11 protein-coding genes are annotated in these 14,587 nt (G+C 39.3%); 9 read left to right on the top strand and 2 right to left on the bottom strand.

The window, feature by feature from the left end:
* Nucleotides 1-18 precede the first annotated feature (18 nt).
* Genes J2S10_RS22870 through J2S10_RS22855 form a run of 4 tightly spaced genes read left to right on the top strand, consistent with a single transcriptional unit; the run spans nt 19 to nt 4,058 of the window.
* Nucleotides 19-687 carry a DUF4129 domain-containing protein gene (locus J2S10_RS22870; RefSeq protein ID WP_307412690.1) on the top strand — a complete coding sequence of 223 codons (669 nt, stop codon included), beginning with the start codon at nt 19-21 and terminating at the stop codon, nt 685-687.
* Nucleotides 684-1,823, top strand: a complete 1,140-nt coding sequence (locus J2S10_RS22865; RefSeq protein WP_307412688.1) for a DUF4350 domain-containing protein — start codon at nt 684-686, stop codon at nt 1,821-1,823. The genes J2S10_RS22870 and J2S10_RS22865 overlap by 4 nt, the downstream gene beginning before the upstream one ends.
* Nucleotides 1,820-2,749, top strand: coding sequence for an AAA family ATPase (locus J2S10_RS22860; RefSeq protein WP_307412686.1), 930 nt, complete (start codon nt 1,820-1,822; stop codon nt 2,747-2,749). The genes J2S10_RS22865 and J2S10_RS22860 overlap by 4 nt, the downstream gene beginning before the upstream one ends.
* Nucleotides 2,700-4,058: a DUF58 domain-containing protein gene (locus J2S10_RS22855; protein WP_307412684.1), complete on the top strand. Its 1,359-nt coding sequence runs from the start codon at nt 2,700-2,702 to the stop codon at nt 4,056-4,058. The genes J2S10_RS22860 and J2S10_RS22855 overlap by 50 nt, the downstream gene beginning before the upstream one ends.
* Here the strand turns inward: J2S10_RS22855 and J2S10_RS22850 are convergent.
* Nucleotides 4,036-5,016: a stage II sporulation protein M gene (locus tag J2S10_RS22850; RefSeq protein WP_307412682.1), complete on the bottom strand. Its 981-nt coding sequence runs from the start codon at nt 5,014-5,016 to the stop codon at nt 4,036-4,038. The two genes, J2S10_RS22855 and J2S10_RS22850, sit on opposite strands and share 23 nt — an antisense overlap.
* A 111-nt stretch (nt 5,017-5,127) precedes the next feature.
* Here J2S10_RS22850 and J2S10_RS22845 point away from each other — a divergent pair, with 111 nt between their 5' ends.
* Entirely contained in the window at nt 5,128-5,937 is an 810-nt protein-coding gene (locus tag J2S10_RS22845; protein WP_307412680.1) for an RDD family protein, read from the top strand.
* Between the two features lie 100 nt (nt 5,938-6,037).
* On the opposite strand, the gene J2S10_RS22840 is transcribed toward J2S10_RS22845, so the two are convergent.
* On the bottom strand, nt 6,038-6,607 hold the full coding sequence (locus tag J2S10_RS22840; RefSeq protein ID WP_307412678.1) for an isochorismatase family protein: 570 nt from the start codon (nt 6,605-6,607) through the stop codon (nt 6,038-6,040).
* A 258-nt stretch (nt 6,608-6,865) separates the two neighbouring features.
* Between J2S10_RS22840 and J2S10_RS22835 the strand changes: the two genes are divergently transcribed.
* The 4 genes from J2S10_RS22835 (at nt 6,866) to ftsZ (ending at nt 14,163) form a co-directional block, all read left to right on the top strand.
* On the top strand, nt 6,866-9,043 hold the full coding sequence (locus J2S10_RS22835; protein WP_307412676.1) for a malate synthase G: 2,178 nt from the start codon (nt 6,866-6,868) through the stop codon (nt 9,041-9,043).
* 206 nt (nt 9,044-9,249) lie between these two features.
* Nucleotides 9,250-10,230: a proline dehydrogenase family protein gene (locus J2S10_RS22830; protein ID WP_307412674.1), complete on the top strand. Its 981-nt coding sequence runs from the start codon at nt 9,250-9,252 to the stop codon at nt 10,228-10,230.
* Nucleotides 10,231-10,885: 655 nt separating this feature from the next.
* Nucleotides 10,886-12,418, top strand: a complete 1,533-nt coding sequence (locus J2S10_RS22825) for an NCS1 family nucleobase:cation symporter-1 (protein ID WP_307412672.1) — start codon at nt 10,886-10,888, stop codon at nt 12,416-12,418.
* 470 nt (nt 12,419-12,888) lie between these two features.
* On the top strand, nt 12,889-14,163 hold the full coding sequence (gene ftsZ, locus J2S10_RS22820) for a cell division protein FtsZ (RefSeq protein WP_307412670.1): 1,275 nt from the start codon (nt 12,889-12,891) through the stop codon (nt 14,161-14,163).
* Nucleotides 14,164-14,587: the final 424 nt, after the last annotated feature.

Below are 14,587 nucleotides of genomic sequence, written 5' to 3'. Positions count from 1 at the left end.
TTTTAGTAGGTGACGACGATGCTTGATTCCAACCATGCACGAAATACGCTTAAGGGAATTTTGAATAAAAAAGAATATAGAGTCTATTACCATGATTCAAAGAGTTGGCTCGAAACTTGGTGGGATAAAGCAAAACAACGGCTTGCCGAAAGACTTGCAAAATTGTTTCCATCCTTCGAATCTGCAAGCAATGCTTCTGTGCCTATTCTTATTGCGATAATCGTCGCAGTGATTATCGGTTTAGCAATGACCGCTTTTTTTATCTTTCGTAATGTAAGAAGGAATCGAATGCTACGTGACCAAAAACCGCTTCATTCAATGAAAGAAATCAATTGGTCATTTCAACATCATTTAATCGAGGCAAAAAAACGGGAAGCCTTGGAAGAATATACACATTCCACCCGTCATTTATTTTTAGCGTTACTCCTTTACTTTCATGAAAAGGAATGGCTAGTAGCTAGGATTTGGAAAACGAATTGGGAGTACTATGAAGAACTGCGAAAAGTAAATCAACAGGTTGCCGTTCAATTTTTTGATCTTGCCTCTTTTTTTGATGAGGTGACATATGGGGAGCGGGATGTCCGGAAAGAAGAATACCTTCAGTTTCGAATGGTTGCAATGAAATGGTTGGAAGAAAATGAATCAATACTTAAGTCGTATGGTGATAGGGGGGAGGAGGATAATTGAAGAAACCTCAATCGAATAGACTGACATGGATTTGGCTGACGGTACTCCTTCTTCTTTTTGTGCTAATCAATTATTACATATTTTCACAAAAGCCGAAGGATTATCCAATCTTCGTTTCTGATTCTCCTTCTCCTACCGGCGTGAAGGCAATTTATACATATTTAACGAAAGAAATGGAAGGTAAACGGTGGGCGGATTCTCCGGGGTTGCTGCCTAAAAACACAGATAAACAATTACTGGTTATGGTTGAACCTTCTTTAATTCCTGATCAAAAAGAATTGGAAGACTACAAAAGCTTCATGAAGGCTGGGAATACCATCCTGATTTTCAAAAGCAATCCGAAGGGGATGTTTGATTTAAAGACAAAACCGGTAAAAGATGATGCTTCACCAAATAGAACAATGAAGGTATATGATCAAAATCATGCCGTATATAAGGCTGAAATTAGTTCCGCCATTCGTCTCTCTACCCAAACTAAAAATGAAATCTTACTATATGATGATGCGGGTCCCATTGCCTTAAAACAATCTTTTGGTAAAGGTCAATTGATCGTTTCGATTGCTCCGGAGTGGATGACAAATGGCAAATTATTAACCGATGATCATTTACCGCTCATTCTTAAGCTTTTTAAAGATAGTCATACAAAAACGGTATTGTTTGATGAATACATTCATAGCGGCCGGAACGCTTCAACTATTTTCACGGTATACCCAAGGTGGTTTTTACTGCTGGTCCTGCAAGGAATACTATTGATGATTCTCTGGCTTTGGCACAAAGGAAAGCGTTTCGGACCTGTATTTGTCCCAAGGGAGGAATCTGTTCGGTTTAGTGATGAGGGAATTCAAGCTTTAACCGCCTGGTATCTTCGAGGAAGCCGCTATCATGATTCGTTATTGATACAGGCTGAGTATGTTAAACTTTTACTTCAGGAAAAATGGGGGATTCCCTACAACAGGGATTGGCAGGAGCTTTCCGGTATGTTTGAACGAAAGTGGCTTCAACTGCCGGTGAGTGAGATCCGTCCGTTACTAAACGGTTTGACCAATGTAATGAAAAAAGAAAAATTAAGCAAACAAGAATATTTGCTTTGGTCGAGAAAGCTTGAACGCTTAAGGAAAGAGGTGGAGCAAGGATGAGGACAGAATTATCATCCTTTTTGGAGAAATATGAGGAACGAATTTTAGGACAGAGTCTAAATTTAAGGCTCCTGCTTTCGGCCGTTTTAGCAGGAGGTCATGTCCTTCTTGAAGGGGTCCCCGGTACAGGGAAGACGCAAATGGTTCGAACTCTTGCAGGACTTCTGGGTGGCAAGTTTAACCGCATTCAGTTTACTCCCGATTTACTTCCAAGTGATATCACAGGAAGTATGATTTACAATATGAAAGAGGGTTCGTTTCAAACGCTTAAGGGACCTGTTTTTACTAATATCCTATTAGCTGATGAAATTAACCGCACACCTGCAAAGACGCAAGCAGCGCTTCTGGAAGCTATGGAAGAAAAGCAGGTAACCATCCAGGGTGAAACCTATCTCCTGCCAGAGGTATTTTTTGTTGCCGCAACTCAAAATCCGATTGAATTTGAAGGAACCTATCCGCTTCCTGAAGCACAACAGGATCGTTTTCTTTTTAAGCTTCAAATTGATTTCCCATCCTTTGAGGAAGAGAAAAATGTTTTAAAGCAGGTAATCGAAAACCGTTTTGATGAAACGCTTATTGATTCTATCATGGAAATGAACACATTTATCTCGATTCGAAAAGAAATTGAGAAAGTTACGGTTGGAGAAAATGTTTTGGATTATATTATGCAAATTGTCAGAAAAACGAGAGAAGCGGAAGCAATTCGCTTCGGTGCCAGTACAAGGGCTGGAATATCCATTGGAAAAGCAGGTCAAGCATGGGCGTATCTTGCAGGAAGGAATTATGTTTCTCCGGATGATATAAAAATGGTAACCAAACCGGCTTTACGACATCGGATTCAGTTATCCCCGCATGTAGAATTGGAGGGTGTTACGGTTGACCAAATCATTGAAGAGCTTGTGGGGGCGGTTCCTGTTCCGAGGTAGAGGGGTTGTGCCAACGAAGCGGTTGTTGTTGATTTTCCTCATTCTTCCCATCATATTGTTGATTGGGACTGTTTGGGAAACCTCATGGGGATTCATTATCACCGTTAATAGTGTTGTTTTTTTCGTAAGTCTGGCAGATTTATTCTTTTCACCGAACAAAAATCAGCTATTTTTTAAACGTTCGCTTTCGGATGAAATGGAAAGAGGGATTTCCTATTCAGTTGAGCTGGAAGTGAAAAATAACTCACACCATTCTTTTTCTTTCAGATTGATCGATGGAATTCCCCAGTCCTTCAAAAGGCCGTTTCCTTTAGTTGGAATAGCAGGGAAAGTGTCAGATACAATCTTGACGTATGATACGATGCCATCGGTGAGAGGGAAATATGAAATGAAACAGCTTTTTTTTCGTTATAGAAGTTTCATCGGTTTATGGGAAAAGCAAACAACTGTTGAATTAGCAGACTCAGTCAAAGTCATACCTGATTTATCAGAAACAAAGCAGTATTTAGAAAATGCCCAGCAATTTTTATTATTTGAAGGTGTAAAGATTCGAAAGCAACGGAGTGGTGTTGGAGATTTTTCGAAAATCAGAAGTTATGTCGTTGGAGATGACCCGCGCAAAATCAATTGGCGACAAACGGCTAAGCTGCAGGAAGTGATGACGAATGAATATGAACCTGAGCATGGGAAGTATATAACGATCTTAATTGACTGCGGAAGAATGATGGGAGCTGAACTAACGAAGGGGAATCGGTTAGAAAAAACATTAGAGGCGGCATTAACGGTAACAGCTGCCGCTCTGCAAAAAGGTGACTATGTTTCTGTACTTGCTTTTTCAAACGAAATAAAAGTTTATGTTCCGCCCGCAAAAGGAATGTCTCACCTTCAGACCATACTACAAGCCATTTATCATCTGCAAGTTGATGCGGCAGAGTCGAACTATTCAGCAGTATTGCAATATTTAGAAATGGTTCAAAAGAAACGAAGTCTTCTTTTATTATTCAGTGATGTTCGAACCTTTCTTTATGAGGAGAGCGCTCTAAATTACTTAAAGAGGCTAAGACAACGTCATTTGTTTTTGATGATCGGAGTCGAAGACATTTCAGTCTTAAAAAGAGTAAAAAAGGAGCCAATTGATATTCCGGCAGCGATGCTGAAAAGTATTGCCATGCAGCAAATTCTGATAAAGAAACGTGAAAAAATCAAATGGGAAAAACAAGGCCTCCAAATGATTGAGGCCCGTGAGGAAAAATTGGCTGCAGCAGCCGTCTCCTATTATATTGATATCATGAATCAAAATCTTCTGTAGCCTTGTGTTTAACAAGCTTCAGCTTTCCGATGATGACATACAGGATTAAACCTATTACCGTTAAAAAAGCAACGATATATTTAGCTTCTAATGGGATGGCAGCCGGAGTAATAAAGCCTTCAATCACGCCTGCAATGACAAATAAAGGGATGGTCCCAAGAAGTAGTTGGACGGATCGGTTCGCTTGGTTTTTTAATTGTAAGACCCTTGAATATTGTCCGGGGACAAAGAGCTTATAGCCCATTAATAGTCCTGCACCGCCTGCAATAAAAATGGCTGTAAGCTCGATTATTCCATGGGGGACAATATACGCCCAAAAATCATAGTATTTTCCATATTTCCCAAAAAAGGCAGCGAGTGCACCAAGTAGGATGCCATTCGTGACAAGTAAATAGATGGTCAAAATCCCGAAAGTAACGCCTCCGGCAAAGGCGAGCACCGCTACACGGATATTGTTCGTCATAATGCTTGCGGACATCAGGGAGGAATCTACCTTCCCGGCACCGCTGCCAATGTGTTCAGGTGAAATCCCTTGCACCATATCCGCAGGAAGAATCGAATAAATATGAAGTGGATCGTTGAGTACTGAAACAAAGCTTCCTAAAGCACCGATGAAAAAAAGTATCATCGCGGCCAAAACAAACTTCCATTGTTCCACCAATAAACCAATAAATTTTGTACTAAAAAAATACTGAATTTGTTTTAAACTTGAAATTTGATCCTTGTACAATAAATTATGTGCTTTTGATACCAGTCCATTTAAGTATAATGTTACTTCAACATTGGGGAAGTAAGTCTGACAGTATGAAAGATTCTGGGCTGCTTTTTGATAGAGCCGGTAAAATTGAGTGATTTGTTCACCCGTTACGCCATTTCTTCGCCTACTTAATAGAGTAACCATTTGTTCAAGCTGGTTCCATTCTTCACGATGCTTCTTTATAAATTGCTTCACATCCATTTTTTTACACCTTCTTGCTTAAATGGGGATTTTGTTATTCCTAATTATAGTAATTATGTTGAAAAATAGGAACAACTTTAGAAAAAAATCAACCATGTTGGGGGAATCCTGGTGAATCAAGAACAGTTGGATATAAAAACACCTGAATTTGTATCACTTCAGTTTCAGCTTGCCGGTTTAGGAAGCAGGGCTGCTGCATTTATCATTGACAGGTTAATCTTATTGGCGGTTAATATATTGATTTTGCTTGTCTTTTTTTTCGTTACGGAAGGGATGTCATCTCTTCCATTTTTTGCAGAACTGAATTTGAATTTTCTTCCTTTGGCCATCACGATTATTGCTATTTTTATCATTAATGGAGGATACTTTTTTGCTTTTGAATTTTTTTCAGGAGGAAGAACGATTGGTAAGCGAGCGTTAGGGATTCGCGTCATTCAGGAAAATGGTCACAGTCTCACATTGCTTTCAAGCTTTATCCGCAATCTCCTTCGTATGATTGATGCGTTACCGGTCAGTTATTTTCTCGGCTTTGTGATGATGTTTTTCCATTCAAAGCATAAGCGGATTGGAGATATTGTCGCAGGTACGATTGTTGTCCATGAACGAAAAGCAAAACGGAAAAAAAAACCTTCTGCTCTTGAAAAGGAAATTAATAACAGAGGTCTCTCCAAAAATAACCTTAACATAGACGAATGGACGCTAAAAACATTCGGATTGAAGGATTGGGAGCTTGTTTCTACGTATGTAAACCGATTTACCCTATTTACCAAAGCTGAAAGAACTCAATTGACGAAACAAATCGCGGATATTTTGCTTCCGAAAATAGGGATAGATGTTGAAGGCAAAAACGACGATGAATTAGAAAATACACTTTTTGTTCTTTATTTGATCCTTAAAGATGAATGGGAATTTGAGATGTGATCAAAATAACCTAAAAAAAGCTTGGAGACCCAAGCTTTTTTTAGTAATGAACCAGTCTGATATTAATTAAGGGCAGCAGTTAGAAACGAAACTATCTGTATCAATTTGCATCATTTACTTCTGATATAAATTGCTGAAGCAATCTTATCTTACCGATTCTTGGGAATATATATTTACATGATGCCTCGTGTTCTTCCAGGCTGAAAGTAGTCATGGCATCTGAAATGAAAATTTGGTTATAGCCATATTGAAATGCCTCTCTTGCCGTACTTTCGACTCCGATGTTAGTGGCAATCCCGCACAATACAATCGTATCGATGCCTCTCCGGCGAAGTTGCAGATCTAAATCAGTCCCGAAAAAAGCCCCCCACTGACGTTTTGTGACAACATAGTCACGGTTGGCTACTTCAAGCTCCGGAACGAGCTCTGCCCAATCTGCCGGACGCTGAACAGCGGTAACGGGTTGGTCTGTTAACGGCTTTAAAGAATCTTTTCCGTCATGAAATTCAACTTTCACAAACGATATAAACCCGCCTTGTTGACGAAAGAGCTTTACCAGTTCGGCGGTTTTTCCAACAACCTCTTTACCGCCCGGCATACCTACAATCCCTTTTTGTAAATCTATGATAACTAAGGCTGTCTTTTGAAAATCAATTTGCATTGAACTCATTTTAATTCCTCCCCTGTTTTCTTTAAACGTTCTTATGCTACGTTTTAGTAAATGCTTCTCGAATACATTAGTATCATACAAAATTTTGTTTGTATAATACAAATTTTTGTGAATATAATCACCTGTGAAACAGACTATCAAGGATAAAAACAAAAATTCTTTAAGAAAATTTTTACAGCCAGCTTTTCTAGTATTGTATAATAAAGATAACGCTGTCATTTCTTAGAAATAATTGATACATAAGGGGGAAAGGTAACGATGGCAAATTATGTAAAAATAGGTAATCTTAATGTAGCAGATGTACTCTATCAATTTATTAATGACGAAGCCCTGCCCGGAACCGGACTGGACCGTGAGAAGTTCTGGTCTGAATTAGAAACTCTTTTCAGTGAGCTAACACCGAAAAATAAGCAATTATTAGCACAAAGGGATGAAATCCAAGATAAAATCAACGTATGGAAACGGGAAAATAGAGACTTTCGGTTTGAAAACTATAAATTATTTTTACAGGAGATTGGTTATTTAGAACCTGAAGCAGAGGATTTTCAAATTTCTACTGAAAATGTGGATGATGAAGTTGCATTAAAGGCAGGGCCGCAGTTAGTCGTACCTGTTGATAATGCAAGATATGCTCTAAATGCCGCCAATGCCCGCTGGGGAAGCTTATATGATGCATTATATGGGACAGATGCCATCAGTGAAGAGGATGGAGCTCAGCGTGCAGGGAGCTATAATCCGATTCGAGGGGAAAAAGTCATTACCTTTGCAAAAGAATTTTTGGATCTAGCGGCACCGTTAAAACAAATTTCCCATAAAAATGCTGTCAAATATTCAATTGTAGAAGGGAAATTAGCAGTTTTACTTAGCGATGGAACAACAGCAGGCCTTCAGGACGATTCTAAGCTGGCAGGGTATAATGGAAATCCTGAAAACCCAACAGCCATCCTGTTGAAAAATAACGATCTCTATTTTGAAATCGAAGTGGACCGCAGTCATCCGATTGGTAAAACAGATCAGGCGGGCGTAAAAGACATTCTTTTAGAAGCTGCTTTAACGACCATTATGGATTGTGAAGATTCCGTCGCAGCTGTAGATGCTGATGACAAGGTTCTTGTTTACCGCAATTGGCTGGGTTTAATGAAAGGAAATTTAACTGCCAATTTTAGTAAGAACAATAATACTGTGACCAGGACTCTTAATCCTGATCGTTTTTACACTTCCCCAACCGGTGAGGATATTTCCTTAGAAGGGCGGTCACTCATGTTTGCCCGTGTCGTCGGCCATTTAATGATGAGTAATGCTATCCTTGATCCGGATGGAAACGAAGTACCTGAGGGGATTATGGATACGGTTCTTATCAGTTTAATTGGTAAGCATTCTCTTTTAGGCACTGGAAAATACCAAAACTCTGCTAAAGGCTCAATCTATATCGTAAAGCCGAAAATGCATGGATCAAAGGAAGCCGCGTTTGCTAACGAAACATTTAACCGTGTTGAAGATATGCTTGAACTTGAACGGTATACACTAAAAATCGGAGTTATGGACGAAGAGCGCCGTACATCTCTAAACTTGAAAGCTTGTATCCGCGAAGTAAAGCAAAGAATCGTTTTCATAAATACAGGTTTCTTGGATCGAACCGGCGACGAAATCCATACATCTATGGAAATAGGGCCGATGATTCGGAAAAATACCATGAAATTTTCAACTTGGCTTCAAAGCTATGAAAAATCAAATGTTTTTGTTGGCCTGGCAGCCGGTTTTCAAAACCGTGCACAAATCGGCAAAGGAATGTGGGCTATGCCGGATTTAATGGACGAAATGCTGAAGCAAAAAATTGGTCACGTTAAAGCTGGTGGTACAACCGCTTGGGTACCTTCACCAACGGCTGCAGCTTTACATGTTCTTCACTATCATCAACTGAATGTCAAAAGAGTGCAGGAAATCCTGGCAAAAGACATCCATGATTTAAAAGATGACATTTTAAATATTCCGGTAGCAGAAAATCCTACTTGGACTCCTGAGGAAATTCAGCAAGAGCTTGATAACAATGCACAAGGAATTCTTGGGTATGTTGTCCGCTGGGTAGATCAAGGTATCGGCTGCTCTAAGGTACCGGATATTAATAATGTTGGGCTTATGGAAGACCGTGCCACACTTAGGATTTCAAGCCAGCATATTGCCAACTGGATGCACCATGGAATTTGTACGAAAGATCAAGTGCTCGATACATTAAAGAGAATGGCAAAAGTTGTAGATCAGCAAAATGCAGGGGATTCAGCCTATCGTCCCATGGCGACCGATTATAATCAGTCCGTCGCATTTCAGGCCGCATGTGACTTGGTTTTCGAAGGCTACGTACAGCCAAACGGCTATACTGAGCCTATTTTACATCGTCGCCGCTTAGAGGCAAAAGCAAAAATGTCTGTGGAAAAATAAAGATATAACAAGATAACTTAAAAAGATCAGCTACCTTTATTTTGTAAAGGAACTGACCTTTTTTTTGTATACTTTCCGGCAACATTCAGCAAACTACGGAAAATGAGAAACGTACAAAATTAGAAATTTCACAAAATAATATATAATGAAAGCGTATGCTATAATGAATAATGATGATGAAAAAACAACAATAAGGAGCATCCGCTATGTTGAAAGACTTTTTTATGGGGTTATCTCAAAACCAATTTCTTAATAGTACAGCAAAAAAATATGGGCTGAAAATGGGAGCGCAAAGTGTTGTTGCGGGAACAAATATTGAAGAAGCAATTAAAAGCATTAAAGAACTTAACGCCCATGGAATCTCTTGTACCGTTGATAATTTAGGAGAATTCGTCTTTAAAAAAGAAGAGGCGACCGCAGCAAAAGAACAAATTCTTGAAGTTATTGAAGCCATTCATAAGAATAATGTAGATGCACATATCTCATTAAAGCCTACCCAATTGGGGTTGGATATTGATTACTACTTTTGCTTGGAAAACTTAAGAGAAATCGTTGATAAAGCCAATACCTATGATATATTTGTCAATTTTGACATGGAGGACTACGGTCATCTAAAGCCATCTTTTGATCTTTTGGACGAGCTATCGATGGAATACAATAATGTAGGAACCGTTATTCAGGCTTATTTCTTTGAGGCAGGAGAAAACCTTGAAAAATATAAAAATTATCGTCTTCGTATCGTAAAAGGTGCTTATAAAGAACCGGAACAATATGCCTACCAAGATAAGAAAGATATCGATAAAAACTTTATTAAGCTAATCGAATGGCACTTATTAAACGGAAAATTCACATCGATTGCTACACATGATCATCGAATCATTAATCATGTGAAAGATTTTGTTAAAAAGAATGATATTCCTAAGGATAAATTTGAGTTTCAAATGCTTTACGGTTTCCGTAAAGACCTTCAACTCAAACTTGCCAATGAAGGCTACAATTTTTGTACCTATGTGCCTTTCGGAAATGACTGGTATGGTTATTTCATGAGACGTCTTGCAGAAAGACCGCAAAACTTAAATCTTGTTGCCAAACAAGTTTTTAACAAAAAAACTAACACGATGATTGGCTTGGCAGCAGGTGCATTCTTAATCGGAAGAATGTCTAAACAACAGAAAAAACGTAAATAATTTTGTGTTTATATTTGGTAAACTGACAATACAGCTTCTGCTGTATTGTTTTTTTTTAGATAAGAAGCATAAATTTTGACTTTGAGAATTGTCCGGCTCCAGCGCCCAGCGACTAGTGTATTTCGCTCTTCTCCCTATGATAAGTCAACATCGAATCGCCAAAAACGCGATTCGTGTTTCCTTTATCTCAGTCGAAGCGCTCCAGTCCTGTCGTGCGCTAAACGGGCGCTTCCGCTTTTCTTACAATCTTACAAAACATATAACATTCAGTAGGAATGATTTTACTTTTTGTCCAATGACAGCATTTTTAGGTGAGATATAATATAAGATAGGAAGGTAGGTTGTTTGTTTTGCAGCCAACAGGTAATTTTTGTACAAGGACTTTGGAATCGCAAAACTCTTTGGATGAAGGAAAAAAGCAATAGGATGGTGATGCTATGGGCAATGCCAGAAAAAGCAGCTGAAATTTTCGCAATATTCTCACGAATTGGTATAATGACTGTTTACTCCATAACTGAATAATTGTAAATCAGAAATTGGTTGACGATACGGGATATGGAAGAAGGGGAAGAATCAAGAAATATTCATGATCGTAAACTGCCGCAAAGTTTCGCTTGAAAAGCTCCATTAAAAACGAAACAAGGGGGAATTTTTGTTGAAAACGCAAATTGAGCAAAATGGGATTGTAACCCTGACACCGGAAGTGGCAAATGGATTGAGTAATAGTGAAATGTGGAATGATGATTTACGGCCCACAACACTCTCAGAACACTCATGGAAAGGTTTAAACTTTGCTACATTATGGATCGGCATGTGTTTATGTATTCCTGCCTATACAATGGCTAGCGGGATGATTTCTTTAGGAATGAACTGGTGGCAAGCAATTGGAACAATATTTCTCGGAAATGTCATTGTCCTTATCCCTATTCTATTAAATTCACATGCAGGTACCAAATTCGGAATTCCCTATCCGGTTTTTGCCCGACTTTGGTTTGGCTCTAAAGGGGCTCACATTCCTGCGTTAGCTCGTGCAATTGTAGCTGCCGGTTGGTTCGGGATTAATACGTGGATCGGAACGACTGCTATCGATACGCTACTATCAGCTTCTTTCTCTGCTTGGGCAAATTTAACTGGCCATACGGCGATTGTATTTGCAGTGTTTTGGGCTTTAAATGTAGTCGTTGCCTATAAAGGCCCTCAAGCAATTAAAGTACTCGGTTTAATTGCTACCCCTGTAGTTGGGATCTCTGCTATTATTCTACTCATTTGGGCATTTACACATTCCGGCGGTTGGGGACCAATTTTATCGACCCCATCTAAATTCAATACTGCAGGTGAATTCTTTAAAGTGTTTTTTCCGGCGCTTACAGGTGTTATAGCATTCTGGGCTACACTTGCTTTAAATATTCCTGACTTTTGCCGTTATGCTAAGAGTCAAAAATCACAGATGATCGCACAAAGCTTTTCACTGCCGATTACCATGAGTATCTTCTCTTTTATCGGAATCGCCGTCACATCTGCAACTGTGGTCATTTTTGGTTCAGCTCTTTGGGATCCCGTGCAATTGCTGGCTAAATTTCCGCCATTTGTTATCTTCTTGGGAACACTTGTCATTGTCATTGCTTCTTTAACGATTAACGTTGGAGCAAATATCGTAGCTCCTGCCCGTGCAATCGAGAATTTAAATCCAAAACGGATTACATTTGGTCTTGGCGCCCTTATTACCGGTTTATTTGCGATCTTAATGCAGCCATGGTATATTATGGAGAACTTTGGAAATTATATTTTTGGCTGGTTGGGAACATATGGCGCATTACTTGGACCAATCGATGGAATTGCGATTGCGGATTATTGGCTTGTTCGCCGGCGACAAATGGCGCTTAATGAACTATATGATCCGAATGGCCGATATAGTTATTTGAGCGGCTTTAATAAAAACGGCGTCTATGCGCTAATCATCGGCGTGGCCATTCCTGTACTTGGTCTATTCATTCCGGGACTTCACTTCCTGTGGGATAATGCATGGACGTTTGGTTTGTTTATCTCGATTGCCGCCTATACGTTCTTAATGAAAGGTGACAAAAGTGTTCTTCAGCCGGGAGAATATGAGCAAATTACGAGTTTCAAAAATTCTACATCTGATTCTTTAACAGATTCAGTGGAAAATATGAACGTAGACCTTTACTAGAATAAAATTTACAAGAGAATATCATTTTGAAAAAACCGTTCCCGTGTTGCTTCTAGAACGGTTTTTTGTTTTGTAACATTTTTTACCGGTAATTATACTGTAAAAAAGAGAGCTCCAATTAGGGATTTGTAATTCAAACAGGTGAAATTGTTCTAAAGGGTATGGAAAAGATTTAATGACAAACGAACAGGTCCAAGAGGCATACTTAGCTTGATGTACAAATAAAAGACATAAAAGACTAAAACATGACGAAAAGGTCATGTTTTTTTGTAATCTCGCAACATTTTTGGGATTAGGATGGAAAAGCAGCCCTAGGTATATTATGATTAAATAATAGAGTTAAATAGTGAATCTATTCCAATTGTATAGGAGTGACAAGAGTACTATATAAAAAACCAGATTATTTTGCTAAAATATTAAATAGTAAAAATGAAATATGTAATCGATAACATAGGCAGGTGGACCATTGAATGTGGGATTTTGACATGAATATAGATCAAATAGCTAGAATTAAGGTAATCGGTGTCGGCGGTGGGGGAAATAACGCTGTTAACCGAATGATTGAGGATGGTATTCAAGGCGTCGAATTTATTGCCGTTAATACAGATGCTCAAGCTCTTAAACTATCAAAAGCAGAAATTAAAATGCAAATTGGAACAACCTTAACAAGAGGTTTGGGTGCAGGTGCAAACCCGGAAGTGGGCAGAAAAGCAGTGGAAGAGAGCAAAGCCCAGCTCCAAGAGGCACTAAAAGGAGCAGACATGGTCTTCGTAACAGCCGGAATGGGCGGCGGCACAGGTACAGGAGCAGCTCCTGCAATTGCCCAAATTTCCCACGAGCTGGGCGCGCTGACGATTGGTGTCGTCACCCGTCCGTTCGGATTTGAAGGACGTAAGCGAGCAGCAAATGCAGCAAACGGTATCGATATGATGAGGCAGGCGGTGGATACATTAATTATTATCCCAAATGATCGATTATTACAGATTGTCGATAAAAAAACCCCAATGCTTCAAGCTTTCCGTGAAGCGGATAACGTCCTGCGGCAAGGTGTTCAAGGAATTTCGGATTTAATTGCGGTTCCTGGATTAATCAATCTTGATTTTGCTGACGTAAAAACGATTATGTCCAACAAAGGAACAGCGTTAATGGGTATTGGAGTAGCAAAAGGTGAGGGCCGTGCTGCTGAAGCTGCAAGAAAAGCGATTTCAAGTCCGTTGCTTGAGACTTCCATTGATGGAGCTCAAGGTGTCCTTATGAACATCACCGGCGGCAGCAATTTGAGTTTGTATGAGGTTCAAGAGGCGGCAGATATTGTTGGTGCTGCTACAGATCAGGAATTAAACATGATTTTTGGTTCGATTATTAACGAAAGTCTTAAAGATGAAATTATGATCACGGTTATTGCGACTGGTTTTGTTGATAAAGAGGATCCTTTCTTAACCCAGGCTTCCAATTCTTCCAAGGAAGTAATGTCAAAAACCCGGTCCCAAGTACGGCCTAGACGTGAACAGATAATACGTGAAGAACCTAGGTATGAAAATAGCCGTCAATGGCAGGAGCCAGAACCATCGGTATATGAAAATAGTCGCCAATGGCAGGAGCCAGAAGCATCGGTATATGAAAATAGCCGCCAATTGAAGGAGGCAGAACCATCGGTGCGTGAAAATGGGCGACAAATGCAGGAGTCAGAAGATTCATTGGATATCCCAACATTCTTGCGCAATCGAAATAAAAGGTCTTACTAGTTTTTTATACCTACAAAAGGCTGTTGAGTATCACTCGGCAGCCTTTTTCTGTTCTGAGTTTACTGGAAATTTAAAAAAATGGTTTAACGAGCTAAGCAAATGATCTGATAAAACACAACTAAAATCTGTTCGTGAATTATTATGATGTGCTCACAGAAGAAGAATTAGATCTAATCTTAAATGTTTACGACATGACAGAACCGGGGATTGCAGGTGCCGCTCTTTTAGATAGAGATTAACGTTTTTCTAACGGAATTGCCTATTACAAATCTATATTTGCAAGTGAAATAGACCGGCCTACTTTAAAAAAAGAGTAGGCTCTTTTTTGTGGCTCTTTTCTAAAAGATAGTTGTTTTTTTGCAATAGGTGAAGGTTTACGAAAAGATAGATATGGATAATTGAAAGCGCTATAAAAAAAGTTGAA

Source organism: Neobacillus ginsengisoli (genome assembly GCF_030813055.1).
Note: the sequence above shows the minus strand (reverse complement) of the source record. Positions and strands in the feature narration are given on the sequence as shown.

What these genes read in the sequence shown, in the direction of transcription:
- J2S10_RS22870 (WP_307412690.1), top strand. Translation starts at nt 19, where the DNA reads ATGCTTGATTCCAACCATGCACGAAATACGCTTAAGGGAATTTTGAAT.
- J2S10_RS22860 (WP_307412686.1), top strand. Translation starts at nt 1,820, where the DNA reads ATGAGGACAGAATTATCATCCTTTTTGGAGAAATATGAGGAACGAATT.
- J2S10_RS22850 (WP_307412682.1), bottom strand. Translation starts at nt 5,016, where the DNA reads ATGGATGTGAAGCAATTTATAAAGAAGCATCGTGAAGAATGGAACCAG.
- J2S10_RS22840 (WP_307412678.1), bottom strand. Translation starts at nt 6,607, where the DNA reads ATGAGTTCAATGCAAATTGATTTTCAAAAGACAGCCTTAGTTATCATA.
- J2S10_RS22835 (WP_307412676.1), top strand. Translation starts at nt 6,866, where the DNA reads ATGGCAAATTATGTAAAAATAGGTAATCTTAATGTAGCAGATGTACTC.
- J2S10_RS22830 (WP_307412674.1), top strand. Translation starts at nt 9,250, where the DNA reads ATGTTGAAAGACTTTTTTATGGGGTTATCTCAAAACCAATTTCTTAAT.
- ftsZ (WP_307412670.1), top strand. Translation starts at nt 12,889, where the DNA reads ATGTGGGATTTTGACATGAATATAGATCAAATAGCTAGAATTAAGGTA.